The following is a 13,319-nucleotide window of genomic DNA, read 5'->3' as shown; positions in this document are numbered from 1 at the left end:
CGTCACTCCTTCTCGCCCGCGGACCGCCAGGCGTCCGACTCCATGTGCGAACCGGCCTGCGGGCCCATCTGCAGCATGCCGCCGTCGACGACCCAGCTGGCGCCGGTCACGTACGACCCCGAGGGCGAGGCGAGGAAGCGGATGACGTCGGCGACCTCGTCGGGCTTGCCCGGTCGTCCGAGCGGGATGCCGGGACGGTGGATGCGGTCGGCGTCCTCGGCCGACATGTCGTTGATCGGCGTGGCGATCTCGCCGGGCGCCACCGCGTTGACGGTGATGCCGTGCTGGCCGAGCTCGAGGGCCATCGTCTTGATCAGACCGCCGACGCCGTGCTTGGCGGCGACGTACGGCGCCGAGCCGACGCGCGGCTGGTGCTCGTGCACGCTCGAGACGACGATCAGGCGGCCGCCGCGGCCGGCCTTCGCCATGCGGCGGGCGGCGGTGTGCAGGGCGAGGAACGCGCCGTCGAGGTTGAGAGCGATGTCGGTGCGCCAGGTCTCGAAGTCGAGGTCGAGGAAGCTGCCGCCGATGCCGCCGCCGGCGTTGTTGACGAAGACGTCGAGGCCGCCGAGCTCGTCGGCCATGGCGTCGACGGCATCCGGGACCGTGTCGAAGTCCGTCGCGTCGAACTGCGCGACGATCGCGTTCACACCGCGCGCGCGGGCTGCGGCGGCGACCTCTTCGGCGCCGTCCTTGTCGGAGTGGTAGGTGATCGCGACGTCGATGCCGGCGTCGGCGAGGGCGAGGGCGGTGGCCGCACCGATGCCCGAGTCGGAGCCGGTGACGATCGCGTGGCGGGGGGTGAAGTCGTCGCTCATGCGGGCGACGCTACGCGCGCGGGCCCCGCGTTCCCGGTCCCTTGCCACCGCGCGCGGCGCGCGTTACGGTCGCCCGGCCGTTGTGCGGCCCCCGCTCGGCCGCCGCCCCCGCCCGGGCGCCGCCCCCGCTAGCCTGCCGTCATGCCGCTGATCCGCCCCGCCACGCCCGTGACCCTCGATGCCGTCGAGCTGCGCGTGCTGCACATGCCGCTCGTGTCGCCGTTCACCACCTCGTTCGGCACCGAGACGGTGCGCGAGGTGATCATCGTGACGGCCGAGACGCCCGACGGGCGCGGCTGGGGAGAAGTGGTGACGCAGTCCGAGCCGTCGTACTCCAGCGAGTACACGCAGGGGGCGTGGGACGTCCTGTCGCGCTTCCTCGTGCCCGCCCTGCTCGAGCGCCGGACGTTCGCGCCCGAGGGGGTCGCCGGCATCCTGAGCCCCGTCGTCGGCCACCGCATGGCCAAAGCGGGTCTCGAGCTCGCCGTGCTCGACGCCGCCCTCCGCGCCGAGGGGCGCAGCCTCGGCGCGTACCTCGGCGCCGTGAAGGATCGGGTGCCGTCGGGCGTCTCGGTCGGCATCCAGAGCGACCCCGATGCGCTAGTGAACGCGGTCGGCGGCTACCTGGACGAGGGCTACGTGCGGATCAAGATCAAGATCAAGCCCGGTCGAGACGTCGACGACACGGCCGCCGTCCGTGCGGCGTTCGGCGGCATCCCTCTTCAGGTGGATGCCAACTCCGCCTACACGCTCCAGGATGCCGACACCCTCGCCGAACTGGACCGCTTCGAGCTTCTGCTGATCGAGCAGCCCCTGCAAGAAGACGACCTGGTCGATCACGCGACCCTCGCGAAGCGACTGCGCACCCCCGTCTGTCTCGACGAGTCGATCGTGAGCGACAAGGCCGCCGCCGACGCCCTCGCGCTCGGCTCCGCGGCGATCATCAACATCAAAGCCGGCCGGGTCGGCGGCTACCTCGAGGCCGTCGCCATCCACGATCGCGCGCTCGCGGCGGGGGTCCCCGTCTGGTGCGGCGGCATGCTCGAGACCGGCATCGGCCGCGCGGCCAACGCCGCCCTCGCGGCCCTGCCCGGCTTCACGCTGCCGGGCGACATCTCGGCATCCGCCCGTTTCTACACGCGCGACATTGTGACCGAGCCGGCCGTGATCGAGGACGGGCACGTGCGCGTCCCCACCGGCCCGGGCCTGGGCGTCGAGATCGATTGGGCCGCGCTCGAGGCGGTCACCGTGCGGCGCGAGCGCATCACGCGGTGAGAGCAGGCCGCTCTCGATAAACTGGATGCCGCGCCCTCGCGCTCGATCCCCACAACTTTCCCGACCATTGGAGCCGCCATGGCCGAACAGTCCCGCCTCGACAAGGTCATCGCCCTCGCCCGCCACCGCGGGTTCGTCTTCCAGGCGGGTGAGATCTACGGCGGCTCGCGTTCCGCGTGGGACTACGGCCCGCTCGGCACCGAGCTCAAAGAGAACATCCGTCGCCAGTGGTGGCAGACGTTCGTCCGCGGTCGCGGCGACATGGTGGGGCTGGACTCCAGCGTCATCCTCCCCAAGCGGGTGTGGGAGGCCTCGGGTCATGTGGCGACCTTCACCGACCCGCTCGTGGAGTGCCTGAGCTGCCACAAGCGCTTCCGCGCCGACAACCTCATCGAGGACTTCGAGGCGCGCAAGGGCCGCAAGGCCGAGAACGGCCTCGCCGACGTGCCCTGCCCCAACTGCGGCACCAAGGGCCAGTACACCGAGCCCAAGTCGTTCTCGGGCCTGGTCAAGACCTACCTCGGCGTCGTCGACGACGAGTCGGGCCTGCACTTCCTGCGCCCCGAGACCGCGCAGGGCATCTTCGTGAACTTCTCGAACGTGCTCACGGCATCGCGTCGCAAGCCCCCGTTCGGCGTCGGCCAGGTCGGCAAGGCGTTCCGCAACGAGATCACGCCCGGCAACTTCATCTTCCGCACGCGCGAGTTCGAGCAGATGGAGATCGAGTACTTCACCCCGCCCGCCGAGGCGAACGAGTGGTTCGAGCACTGGGTCGAGGCCTGCTGGAACTGGTTCATCGACCTCGGCATCGACGCCGACAACATGAAGCGTTTCGACGTGCCCGAGGACGACCGCGCGCACTACTCGGCCGGCACGATCGACGTCGAGTACCGCTTCGGCTTCCCGGGCAGGGAGTGGGGCGAGCTCATGGGCGTCGCGAACCGCACCGACTACGACCTCAAGAGCCACTCCGAGGCGTCGGGCCAGTCGCTGACGTTCTTCGACCAGGCGTCGGGCGAGAAGTACACGCCGTACGTCATCGAGCCGTCGTTCGGTCTGACGCGCGCGATGATGGCGTTCCTCGTCGACGCGTACCGCGAAGAAGAGGTGCCCAACGCCAAGGGCGGCACCGACACCCGCACGGTGCTCAAGCTCGATCCGCGCCTCGCGCCCGTCAAGGCCGCCGTCCTGCCGCTGTCGCGCAACGAGCGCCTGTCGCCCCTCGCGCGCGAGGTGGCCGACACCCTGCGCGGCGCCGGCTGGAACGTCGACTTCGACGACGCCGGGGCGATCGGCCGCCGCTACCGCCGTCAGGACGAGATCGGCACGCCGTTCTGCGTCACGATCGACTTCGACTCGCTCGACGACAACGCCGTGACCGTCCGCGACCGCGACACGATGGGCCAGGAGCGCATCGGTCTCGACGCGCTGCACGGCTACCTGGCGGAGCGGCTGCGCGGGGCCTGACCCGCTCTGAGTCGATACCGGATGCCACGGCCTCGAGGTCGTGGCATCCGGTTGCTCGTTCTGCCGCTTGCGCGGTCAGCGCAGGTGCGCGTCCACGCCTCCCCGACGGGGCGTGCTCAACCGGGCCCCTGCCGAGCAGGGGCTCACTCGCCGTTCTTCGCGGCGGCCTTGGCCGCGCGCTTGTACTCCCGCACCTTCGTCAGCGACTCGGGGCTGACGATGTCGGCCACCGAGCGGTACGAGCCGTCCTCGCCGTAGGGCGCAGAGGCCTCGCGCCATCCGGCGCCGTCGAAGCCGCGCTGCTTGCCGAGCAGGGCGAGGAAGATCTTGGCCTTCTGCTCGCCGAAGCCGGGGAGGGCCTTGAGGCGCTTCAGGACCGTGGCGCCGTCGGGGTCGTCGCGGGTCCAGAGGTTCTCGGCCGCTCCGCCCCAGTCCTTCTCGATCGCGGCGCACAGCGTCTGGACGCGCGTGGCCATCGACCCCGGAAAACGGTGCACCGCGGGCGACTGCGAGAACGCCGCCGTGAAGTCGTCGGGGTCCTGGTGGGCGATGGCCGCGGCATCCATCGATCCGGTCCGCTCCTGGATCTTGAGCGGGCCCGCGAACGCGGTCTCCATGGGGACCTGCTGGTCGAGCAGCATGCCGATCAGCAGCGCGAGCGGGTTCGTCGACAGCAGGTCGTCGGCGGCGGGGTCGTCGGTGATGCGCAGGCTCATGCGTTCATTCTCCCGCGCGCGGGTCGGCCCCGGCTCGCCCCGTCGCCCGCGCACGCCGAGACGCGCCGGGACGCGCCGAGACGCGCCGAGGCTCGCCGAGACTGCACGCGGCTGACAGGTCGGCGACATCCTGTCGCCGAGTCGTCAGCGGGATGCAGTCTCGCGGGTCGGCACGGCGCTGCGGGACGACCGTGCGACGCCCGCTCAGCCGGCGTCGGCGATGTCGCGCGGGAGCGCGGGGGCGGCGGGGTCCGCGACCTCGATGCCGAACAGCGCGGACAGCGCGTCGATGTAGTCGTCGGCGCGACCCGACTCGGCCAGCTCGTGCGCACGCGTCGTGGGGGTGTGCAGCAGCACGCCGACCAGGTGGCGCAGCGCCTGCTCGGTCTGCCCGCCCTCGTCGCCGCGGGCGCGCACGCGGGCCACCTCGGTGTCGAGAACGCCGAAGACGTGGGCGCGCAGCGCCACGACCGCGGGGGTGATGTTCTTGCGCTCGCCGACCGAGGCGAAGCGCTTGGCGGCGTCGCGCACGAGGTCGCGCGCCGCGTCGGTCGCCTGCAGCTCTTCGAGCGGGGCGTGCAGGCGGATGGTCTCGAGGTCGAGCAGGTCGACGCCCGGGACGGTCGCGACGTCGGGGTCGACGTTGCGGGGAAGGCCCAGGTCGATGATCAGGCGGCGTCCGGTGTGGTCGACCGGGCAGCCGGCCGCGGCCGTCGTCTCGGAACCCGTGCGTCCCGCGGCGTAGGTCGCGGCGCTGACGACGTGGTTCTCGCTCGTGGTGCAGGTGATCACGAGGTCGGCGTGCGCCACGGCGGCGGGGAAGGTCTCGGCCGACACCGCGCGCAGGCCGTGCTTTGCGGCGAACTTCGCCGCGCGGCCCGAGGGGGAGTGCACCGAGATGTCCTCGGCGCCCTGGTCGCGGAGCGCGGCGACCGTGGCGGCGGCGTACGCGCCGGTGCCCACCAGCAGCACGCGCTGCGTGGACCAGTCGGCGATGCGGCTGTCGGCCAGTTCGAGGCCCAGACGCACGAGAGAGCGGCCTGCGCGGCCGATGGCGGTGGAGTTCTTGACGCCGCGCTGCGCCTCGGAGGCGCGCTGGAAGAGGCGCTCGAGCTCGGCCGAGGTCGTGCCCAGCTGACGCGACTCGGTCAGCGCGCGACGCACCTGGCCGGCGATCTCGCCCTCGCCGACGACGACGGATTCGAGACCGGATGCCACCGAGAACAGGTGTTCGGCCACGTCGTCGCCGCCCAGCACGGTGTACGAGCCCTCGAGCTCGGCGGCGGGGACGCCGGTGGCGGCCTCGATGGCCGAGAGCGTGGCATCGATGCCCAGGGCCACGGCGGCGGTGACGGGCTCGTCCATATCGACGTAGGCCTCGAAGCGGTTGCACGTGGCGACGACGACGGCGCCCTGCACGCACTCGTCGTGCTCGGCGATCAGGGGGGCGACGGGGGTGCGGGGTACGCTGAGCCGCTCGAGGAGCTCGAAGGGCGCGGTCTTGTGACTCGCGCTGACGCACAACAACACGCTCATATTCTACGCCCGGCTCCCTCGGGGTATTCCGGGCGGCCCTTCGACATCAAGGCATCCGTTCTCCGACGGCCCGGGACCGTGCCGCCCCTCCTGTCTCACAGGACGCGGATGGGAGGATGGATGCCATGGCCTCCCTCGACGCTCCCCTTCTCCGCGCCCTCCGAGGCGAACGCCCCGAGCGTCAGCCGGTGTGGTTCATGCGGCAGGCGGGGCGCTCGCTCCCCGAGTACCGCGAGCTGCGCGTGGGCACGCGCATGCTCGATGCGTGCCTGACCCCCGATCTCGCCGCCGAGATCACGCTGCAGCCCATCCGTCGTCACGACGTGGATGCCGCGATCTTCTTCAGCGACATCGTCGTGCCGTTGCGTCTGGCCGGTGTCGACGTCGTCATCGAACCCGGTCGCGGTCCGGTGTTCGCCGACCCCGTGCGCACGGCCGACGACGTCGCCCGCGTCACGGCGATCGACCCGGCCGAGGTCGCCGCGGCCGCCGAGCCCGTGCGCGAGGCCGCTCGCCGCGTGACCGCGGAGCTGAGCGACCGGGTGCCGCTGATCGGTTTCGCCGGCGCCCCCTTCACCCTCGCGGCGTATCTGGTCGAGGGCGGCCCGTCCAAGGAGCACCTGCGCGCCCGCGGCATGATGCACGCCGACCCGCAGTCGTGGCACCGCCTGGCCGGCTGGCTGGCGAAGGTGTCGCGCGCGTTCCTCGACGCCCAGATCGAGGGCGGCGCCCAGGCCGTGCAGCTGTTCGACTCGTGGGCCGGGTCGCTGTCGACGGCGACGTTCCGCGAGTTCATCGCGCCGCACTCGACCGCGGCGCTCGAGGGCATCGAGGTTCCTCGCATCCACTTCGGCGTGGGCACCGGCGCCTTCCTCGACGAGATGCGCCTGGGCGGGCTCGCCGACGCGGTGGGAGTCGACTGGCGGATGCCGCTCGACGAGGCCGCAGCGGTCGTCGGCCCCGACACGACCCTGCAGGGCAACATCGACCCCGCGTTGCTGGGCGCCCCGTGGCCGGTGCTGCGCGCCCACGTCGACGACGTGCTCGCCCGCGGTCGCGCGGCGCGCGCGCACGTGCTCAACCTCGGCCACGGCGTTCCGCCCGACACCGATCCCGACCAGCTGACGCGCATCGTGGCGCACGCCCACGGGGAGGGCGAGTGAGCGAGCCCCTCGACCGCCTGATCCAGCACGCGCACGAGACCCGCGTCGTCGTCGTCGGCGGCGGGGTCTCGGGCCTGATCGCCGCGCGCGAGTGCGCCAAGGTGGGCCTGCAGGTGACCGTGCTCGAGTCGTCCGACGTGTTCGGCGGCGTCCTGCGCACGGCCGAGGTCGGCGGCATCGTCCTCGACGTGGGCGCCGAGAGCTACGCGACCCGCGGCGGCATCGTGCGCGGCCTCCTCGGCGAGCTTGGCCTGGCCGACGCCGTCGTGACCCCGAACCCCGCGGGAGCGTGGGTCGCGGGCGTCCCCGGGGTCGGTGCGGCCCCCCTGCCGAAGGGCGGGGTGCTCGGCATCCCGGACAATCCCTTCGACCCCGCCGTCCGCCGCATCATCGGCTGGTCGGGTGCATGGCGCGCCTACGTCGACCGCCTGCGGCCGCCGCTGACCATCGGCCACACGCTGAGCCTCGGCAAGCTCGTGCGCTCGCGCCTGGGCGCGCGCGTGCTCGATCGCCTGGTCGCCCCGGTCACCAGCGGTGTCTACTCGGCGCGGCCCGACGACATCGACGTCGACCTCGCCGCCCCGGGCCTGAACGCGGCGCTGACGCGCACCGGGTCGCTGACCGGGGCCGTGGCCGAGCTGCGCGCGCGACGCGCCTCGACGCGTCCCGCCGACGCCCCGGCCTCGGACGTCCCGGTCGTCGCGGGTGCGGCTCCGCAGGCGCCCGCGCCCGGAGGAGCGGTCGAGGGGATCGCGGGCGGCATGTCGCGCCTGGTCGACGCGCTCGTGACCGGACTGACCGACGCCGGTGCCGACCTGCGCCCGGGTGTCCGCGCCGAGGGCCTGCACCGCACGGACGACGGCTGGAGCGTCTCGACCTCGGCCGACGCCGAGCCGATCGCCGCGCGCGCGGTCGTCGTCGCCCTTCCCGAGGGTCCGGCGCGGGCGCTGCTGGCTCCCGTCGTCCCGGGCCTCGACGAAGGCGAACCGGTCGCCCCTGTGGTCGAGGTGGTGACGCTCGTGGTGAACGCGCCCGAGCTCGACGCCGCCCCGCGGGGGACCGGCGTGCTCACCGTGCCCGGCAGCCACGTCGCCAAGGCGCTGACGCACTCGAGTGCCAAATGGGAGTGGGTGCGGGATGCCACCGAGCCCGGCGTCCACGTCGTGCGCGTGTCGTTCGGGGCGCAGGGTGAAGAGCCCGCCACCGCGTCCCTCGACGATGCCGCCGCCGCCCGCCTCGCGCTCGCCGAGGCCTCGGCGATGCTGGGCGTGGAGTTGTCGGCATCCGCTCTGAGAGACAGTCACCGCTCGCGGTACGTGCAATCGCAGCCGGCGGCGACCATCGGTCGGGCCGCGGTGACGGCCGCCGCCCGCGGTGCGGTGCGCGCGGTTCCCGGTCTGGGCGTCACGGGGGCCTGGGTCTCGGGCACGGGTCTCGCGCAGGTGATCCCGGACGCGCGCGACGAAGCCGACCGCGTCCGCAGCGCGGCGCTCTGGCGCGGCTGACCGGGACGGGTCGCCCGTCTGCGTCGCGCTGTCAAGGGCGGATGCCCGAGACGGCATACATGACTACTGTGAGACTCGACCCACTCGATCGAGCGTGAGGAGACCCCATGAGGGGCAAAGCAGCACTCGTCGTCGGACTCGTGGCGGGCTACGTGCTCGGAGCACGCGCCGGCCGCCAGCGGTACGAGCAGATCAAGACGCAGGCCGGCAAGGTCTGGGACCAGCCCGTCGTCCAGGGACAGGTCGAGAAGGTCAAGGCGTTCGGCGTCTCGGCCCTCAAGTCCGTTCCCGGCGTGGTGTGGAAGGGCGCGAAGTCCGTCACGGGCGCCGCGTCGCAGTCCGGCACCGTGCAGGAGCGCGCCGAGCGCGCGGGACGCGCCGCCAAGCAGTCGGCCCACGAGGTCGCCGACGTGGTCGAGGACTCCGTCGACGACGCCAAGCGCGCCGAGAAGACCGCCACCACGCGTGCGAAGGCCGCCCAGAGCGCTTCCGACGCGTCCGGAAGCTGACCGCATGACCACTCCGCGCGGATTCCGCGATCGCTCCGACGACAGTCTGTTCACGCTGATCGGCGACATCCCGGAGCTCGTGCGCAACCTCGTCGTCGCCGAGATCAACGGGGCGAAGGCGTGGGCGCAGCGCACGGCGAAGGACGCCGGGATCGGCGCCGGCTGGTTCGTCGGCGCCCTGATCGTGCTCTTCTGGGCCATTCCGGTGTTCTTCGCGTTCGTCATCGCGGGGCTGTCGTCCTGGTGGCCCGTGTGGCTGTCGGCGCTCGTGGTGTTCGGCGTGATGGTGGTGATCACGGCGATCCTGGCGCTGCTGGGCTATCTGCGGTTCAAGAAGCTGTCGAACCGCGAGAACCCGGGCAAGGCCATCGCCGAAGACGTCCGCATCGTCAAGGAGGCCCGCGATGAGTATTGATCGACCCGTCCCCGTGCCCCGCACGGCCGTGCCGCTGGGGATCACCGACCCCGTCGAGTCGGCGCGCGCCGAGCTCAAGGCCGCTCTGGCGGCCCTCGAGGTCAAGGCGAACATCCCGCGTCGCGCGAGCGAGACCGTCGACCGCAAAGTGCACGAGGTGCGCGCGAAGGCGCAGAAGAACCCCGCCGCCGCCGCGGCGGTCGTCGCCGGTGTCGCCGCCCTCGTGGGTGTCGCGGTCTGGGGCATCGTCCGCGCCTATACGCGCTGAGAAGGCTCGGAGCGGCTCGTCCCCCTCGCCGGGGCGGGCCGCTTCGTCATTCCCGGGTGCCGTTCCTGATGCGAGGGGTGGTTCGGCGGCGAGTCAACCGGTTTGGCCCGTCGCGGCGACCGGACGAGACTAGGAGTCATGTCCGATGACAGCTCCTCTTCCGTGTACACGCTGTGGGCGGTCTTCCGCCGCGATCCCGAGAACCCCGTCACCGCCTCCGAGGCGACCGAGCTCGCCGACCTCGTCTCACTGATCGAGGCCGACGGCGTCACCGTCCGCGGGTTCTACGACGTCAGCGGTCTGCGCGCCGACGCCGACCTGATGGTCTGGCTCTACGGCGAAGACCCCCAGGCGCTCCAGCGCGACCTGCGTCGCCTGCGCCGCACCGAGGTGCTCAAGAACCTGCTGCCGACCTGGAACGCGATGGGCGTGCACCGCGACGCCGAATTCAACCGCTCGCACGTTCCCGGGTTCCTGCGCGGCATCGACGCGAAGCAATGGCTGTGCCTGTACCCGTTCGTGCGCAGCTACGAGTGGTACCTGCTGCCCGAGGCCGAGCGTCGCGACATGCTCATCGAGCACGGCAAGAAGGGCTCCGAGTACCGGGGCGTGATCGCGAACACCGTGGCATCCTTCGCCCTCGGCGACTACGAGTGGCTGCTGCCGATGGAGTCCGACGTCCTCACCGACCTCGTCGACATGATGCGCGACCTGCGCTACACCGAGGCCCGACGCCACGTGCGCGAGGAGGTGCCGTTCTACACCGGCCGTCTCGTCACGCTCGACGAGATCCCCGAGATCCTCCAGTGACGGCGCCTCTGCGGCTCGGTACGCGTCGCAGCACCCTGGCGATGGCGCAGTCGCAGATGGTGGCCGACGCGGTCGCCGCGGCATCCGGTCGTCCGGTCGAACTGGTGCCCATCGTGTCCGAGGGCGACGTCAACCGCGCGTCGCTGTCGCAGCTGGGCGGGCGCGGCGTGTTCGCGAACGGTCTGCGCGAGGCGCTCGCCGCCGACCGCTGCGACTTCCTCGTGCACTCGCTCAAAGACCTGCCGACGGTGCAGCCGGAGGGCCTGGTGATCGCCGCGACCCCGCCCCGCGAGGACGCGCGCGACGTCGTGGTCACCCGCGACGGCACGCCGTTGGGAGCTCTCGCGCCGGGTTCGCGCGTGGGAACGGGTTCTCCGCGTCGTATCGCGCAGGCCCGTCGCCACAACCCGCGCCTCGACATCCGCGACATCCGCGGCAACGTCGACTCGCGGCTCGCGCGCGTGCGCGAGGGAGAACTGGATGCCGTCATCCTCGCCGCCGCGGGCATCTCGCGCCTGGGCGGCGACCTGGGCGGCCTGCACGCCGAGGCGCTGGGGCTGGCCGAGTGGCCGACGGCGCCGGGCCAGGGTTCCCTCGCGGTCGAGACCCGGGACGACATCGCCCCCGAGATCCATGCGGCCCTCGCCGCGCTCGACGACGAGGACACGCGCGTGGCGATCACCGCCGAGCGCGTCGTCCTCAATGCCCTGGATGCCGGATGCAGCGCACCCGTGGGCACCCACGCCGCGCTGGTCGACGGTGATCTGCGCCTGCGGGCGGTCGTCTACGCCCTCGACGGGAGCCAGAGGATCGGAATCGACCGGACCGTGCGTCTGTCCCCGGGGTATGGTGGGGAAACGGGCAGTGGCAATGGGGCGAATGCTGCCGACGACGGGGGGCCGATCGCGCGAGCGACGCGAGCGGGCCGAGAAGCCGCGCGTCGGTTGCTCGAACGCGGGGCGGCCGACCTGGTACCACGAGAGTCGACCACATGAATGAAGGCCACTGGCACACGCCGAACCCGACCACGGGCAGCGTGCCCAAGCCCCTCGCGGGGCGGCGCGTGCTCGTGCCGCGCGGGGGTCCCTGGGGCGACGGTGTCGCCGCGCGCCTGCGGCAGCTCGGGGCCGTTCCGGTCATCGCGCCGCTGATCAACTTCGCGCCGACGAACGACCAGGCGACCCTCGACGAGGCCCTCGCCGACCTGGCCGCGGGCGCGTTCGACTGGCTCACGCTCACCAGCGCCACCACCGTCGACGTCCTCTACGCGTACAAGGCCGAGATCCCCGCCGAGACGAAGGTCGCGGTCGTGGGCGAGACCACGGCAGCGGCGATGCAGGCCGTCGGCTACCGCGTCGACCTCGTGCCCGAGCGCGACAACTCCGCCCAGGGCATGGCCGAGCAGATGATCGCGCTCGAGACGCAGCCCCGCAAGGTGCTGACCCTGCGCAGCGAGATCGCCAAGCCCGTGCTCACGCGGCTGCTCATCGAGGCCGGTCACGACGTGCGCAGCGTCGTCGCCTATCGCACGGTCGGCGTCCCGGTGACCGACAAGATCGCCACCGACGTCCACTCGGGCCGCATCAACGCCATCCTCGTGACCAGCGGTTCCGTCGCCGAGCAGGTGGTGGAGCAGTTCCCCGAGATCCCGGCATCCACCGTCATCGCCGCCATCGGCCCGCGCACCGCGAAAGACGCCAAGCGCGCCGGACTCGGCGTCGACGTCGTGGCCGAGACCCAGACCGTCGACTCCCTCATCGACGCCGTCGCCCGCTTCCCTCTCTCCATCGACGAATCGACCCCATGAGCTTTCCCGAGCACCGCCCGCGGCGCCTGCGCCGCACCCCCGCCGTCCGTCGCCTCGCCCGCGAGACGCACCTCGTGCCGTCGCAGCTGGTGCTGCCGATGTTCGTGCGCGAGGGCATCACCGAGCCGAGCCCGATCGGGTCGATGCCGGGGATCGTGCAGCACTCGATGGACTCACTGCGTCGCGCGGTCGCCGAGGCCGCCGAACAGCGCATCGGCGGGGTCATGCTGTTCGGCGTGCCCGAGGTGCGCGACGCGGTGGGGTCGGGAGCGGATGACCCGAGCGGCATCCTGAACCGCGCCACCGAGGCGGTCGTGGCCGAGGTGGGCGACGCCCTGGTCGTGCAGACCGACCTGTGCCTGGACGAGTTCACCGACCACGGGCACTGCGGAGTCCTGCAGGCCGACGGCAGCGTCGACAACGACGCCACCCTCGAGCGCTACACGGCGATGGGCCTGGCGCAGGCGCGCGCCGGCTCGGCGATGCTGGGACTGTCGGGGATGATGGACGGCCAGGTCGGTGCGGTGCGCGAGGCGCTGGATGCCGAGGGCTTCACCGACACGCTGATCCTGGCCTATTCCGCCAAGTACGCCGGTGCCTTCTACGGCCCCTTCCGCGAGGCCGTCGACTCGCAGCTGAAGGGCGACCGTCGCTCGTACCAGCTCGACCCCGGCAACGGCCGCGAGGGCGTGCGCGAAGCGCTGCTCGACGTCGAAGAGGGTGCCGACGTGGTCATGGTCAAGCCGGCGCTGCCGTACCTCGACGTGCTCGCCGAGGTGAAGGCCTCGGTCGACGTCCCCGTGTGGGCGTACCAGGTGTCGGGCGAGTACGCGATGGTCGAGGCGGCCGCGGCCCACGGCTGGATCGACCGGCGTGGTGCGATCCTCGAGAGCCTGCTCGGCATCCGTCGTGCCGGCGCCGACGCGATCCTGACGTACTGGGCCCTCGAGGCCGCCCGCTGGCTCCGCGAGGAGCTCTAAGCCCGATTCCTCGCCCGGTGGGTATGTGTCGCCTCGACCACCTCGGAGGC

At 72.3% G+C, this 13,319-nt stretch carries 14 protein-coding genes; 11 read left to right on the top strand and 3 right to left on the bottom strand.

From position 1 onward, the window contains the following. Window positions 1-2: 2 nt before the first annotated feature. Window positions 3-818, bottom strand: a complete 816-nt coding sequence (locus tag DC432_RS03275; protein WP_116536665.1) for an SDR family oxidoreductase — start codon at window positions 816-818, stop codon at window positions 3-5. 141 nt (window positions 819-959) lie between these two features. Between DC432_RS03275 and menC the strand changes: the two genes are divergently transcribed. Both menC and DC432_RS03265 read left to right on the top strand, forming a co-directional pair. After that, window positions 960-2,093, top strand: a complete 1,134-nt coding sequence (gene menC, locus DC432_RS03270) for an o-succinylbenzoate synthase (protein ID WP_116536664.1) — start codon at window positions 960-962, stop codon at window positions 2,091-2,093. A 78-nt stretch (window positions 2,094-2,171) separates the two neighbouring features. Further along, window positions 2,172-3,560, top strand: coding sequence for a glycine--tRNA ligase (locus DC432_RS03265; RefSeq protein ID WP_116536663.1), 1,389 nt, complete (start codon window positions 2,172-2,174; stop codon window positions 3,558-3,560). Between the two features lie 143 nt (window positions 3,561-3,703). Here DC432_RS03265 and DC432_RS03260 read toward each other — a convergent pair whose 3' ends face one another. Beyond that, window positions 3,704-4,276: an HhH-GPD-type base excision DNA repair protein gene (locus DC432_RS03260; protein ID WP_116536662.1), complete on the bottom strand. Its 573-nt coding sequence runs from the start codon at window positions 4,274-4,276 to the stop codon at window positions 3,704-3,706. 204 nt (window positions 4,277-4,480) lie between these two features. Then, window positions 4,481-5,806: a glutamyl-tRNA reductase gene (locus DC432_RS03255; RefSeq protein ID WP_108318557.1), complete on the bottom strand. Its 1,326-nt coding sequence runs from the start codon at window positions 5,804-5,806 to the stop codon at window positions 4,481-4,483. 131 nt (window positions 5,807-5,937) lie between these two features. Between DC432_RS03255 and hemE the strand changes: the two genes are divergently transcribed. From hemE to hemB, 9 genes are all read left to right on the top strand, one after another. Beyond that, the gene (gene hemE / locus DC432_RS03250; RefSeq protein ID WP_116536661.1) at window positions 5,938-6,975 is read left to right on the top strand and encodes a uroporphyrinogen decarboxylase; all 1,038 of its coding nucleotides are present in this window, start codon (window positions 5,938-5,940) and stop codon (window positions 6,973-6,975) included. Continuing rightward, complete coding sequence (hemG, locus tag DC432_RS03245) at window positions 6,972-8,480, top strand: protoporphyrinogen oxidase (RefSeq protein ID WP_116536660.1); 1,509 nt, start codon at window positions 6,972-6,974, stop codon at window positions 8,478-8,480. The genes hemE and hemG overlap by 4 nt, the downstream gene beginning before the upstream one ends. 107 nt (window positions 8,481-8,587) lie before the next feature. Beyond that, window positions 8,588-8,989 carry a hypothetical protein gene (locus tag DC432_RS03240; protein WP_181373533.1) on the top strand — a complete coding sequence of 134 codons (402 nt, stop codon included), beginning with the start codon at window positions 8,588-8,590 and terminating at the stop codon, window positions 8,987-8,989. A gap of 4 nt (window positions 8,990-8,993) precedes the next feature. Then, on the top strand, window positions 8,994-9,404 hold the full coding sequence (locus DC432_RS03235; protein ID WP_108318521.1) for a phage holin family protein: 411 nt from the start codon (window positions 8,994-8,996) through the stop codon (window positions 9,402-9,404). Further along, window positions 9,394-9,672: a hypothetical protein gene (locus DC432_RS03230; RefSeq protein ID WP_108318523.1), complete on the top strand. Its 279-nt coding sequence runs from the start codon at window positions 9,394-9,396 to the stop codon at window positions 9,670-9,672. Before DC432_RS03235 ends, DC432_RS03230 begins: the two co-directional genes overlap by 11 nt. Before the next feature lie 138 nt (window positions 9,673-9,810). Continuing rightward, the gene (hemQ, locus tag DC432_RS03225) at window positions 9,811-10,482 is read left to right on the top strand and encodes a hydrogen peroxide-dependent heme synthase (RefSeq protein WP_108318525.1); all 672 of its coding nucleotides are present in this window, start codon (window positions 9,811-9,813) and stop codon (window positions 10,480-10,482) included. Next, entirely contained in the window at window positions 10,479-11,477 is a 999-nt protein-coding gene (gene hemC, locus DC432_RS03220) for a hydroxymethylbilane synthase (RefSeq protein WP_116536659.1), read from the top strand. Before hemQ ends, hemC begins: the two co-directional genes overlap by 4 nt. Beyond that, window positions 11,474-12,289, top strand: a complete 816-nt coding sequence (locus tag DC432_RS03215) for a uroporphyrinogen-III synthase (protein WP_108318529.1) — start codon at window positions 11,474-11,476, stop codon at window positions 12,287-12,289. The genes hemC and DC432_RS03215 overlap by 4 nt, the downstream gene beginning before the upstream one ends. Next, the gene (hemB, locus tag DC432_RS03210; protein ID WP_116536658.1) at window positions 12,286-13,269 is read left to right on the top strand and encodes a porphobilinogen synthase; all 984 of its coding nucleotides are present in this window, start codon (window positions 12,286-12,288) and stop codon (window positions 13,267-13,269) included. The genes DC432_RS03215 and hemB overlap by 4 nt, the downstream gene beginning before the upstream one ends. Window positions 13,270-13,319: the final 50 nt, after the last annotated feature.

Source organism: Microbacterium testaceum (genome assembly GCF_003075375.1).
Classification (GTDB): Bacteria; Actinomycetota; Actinomycetes; order Actinomycetales; family Microbacteriaceae; genus Microbacterium; species Microbacterium testaceum_E.
The sequence above is the reverse complement of the archived record's forward strand: the minus strand, read 5'-3'. Positions and strand labels throughout refer to the sequence as shown.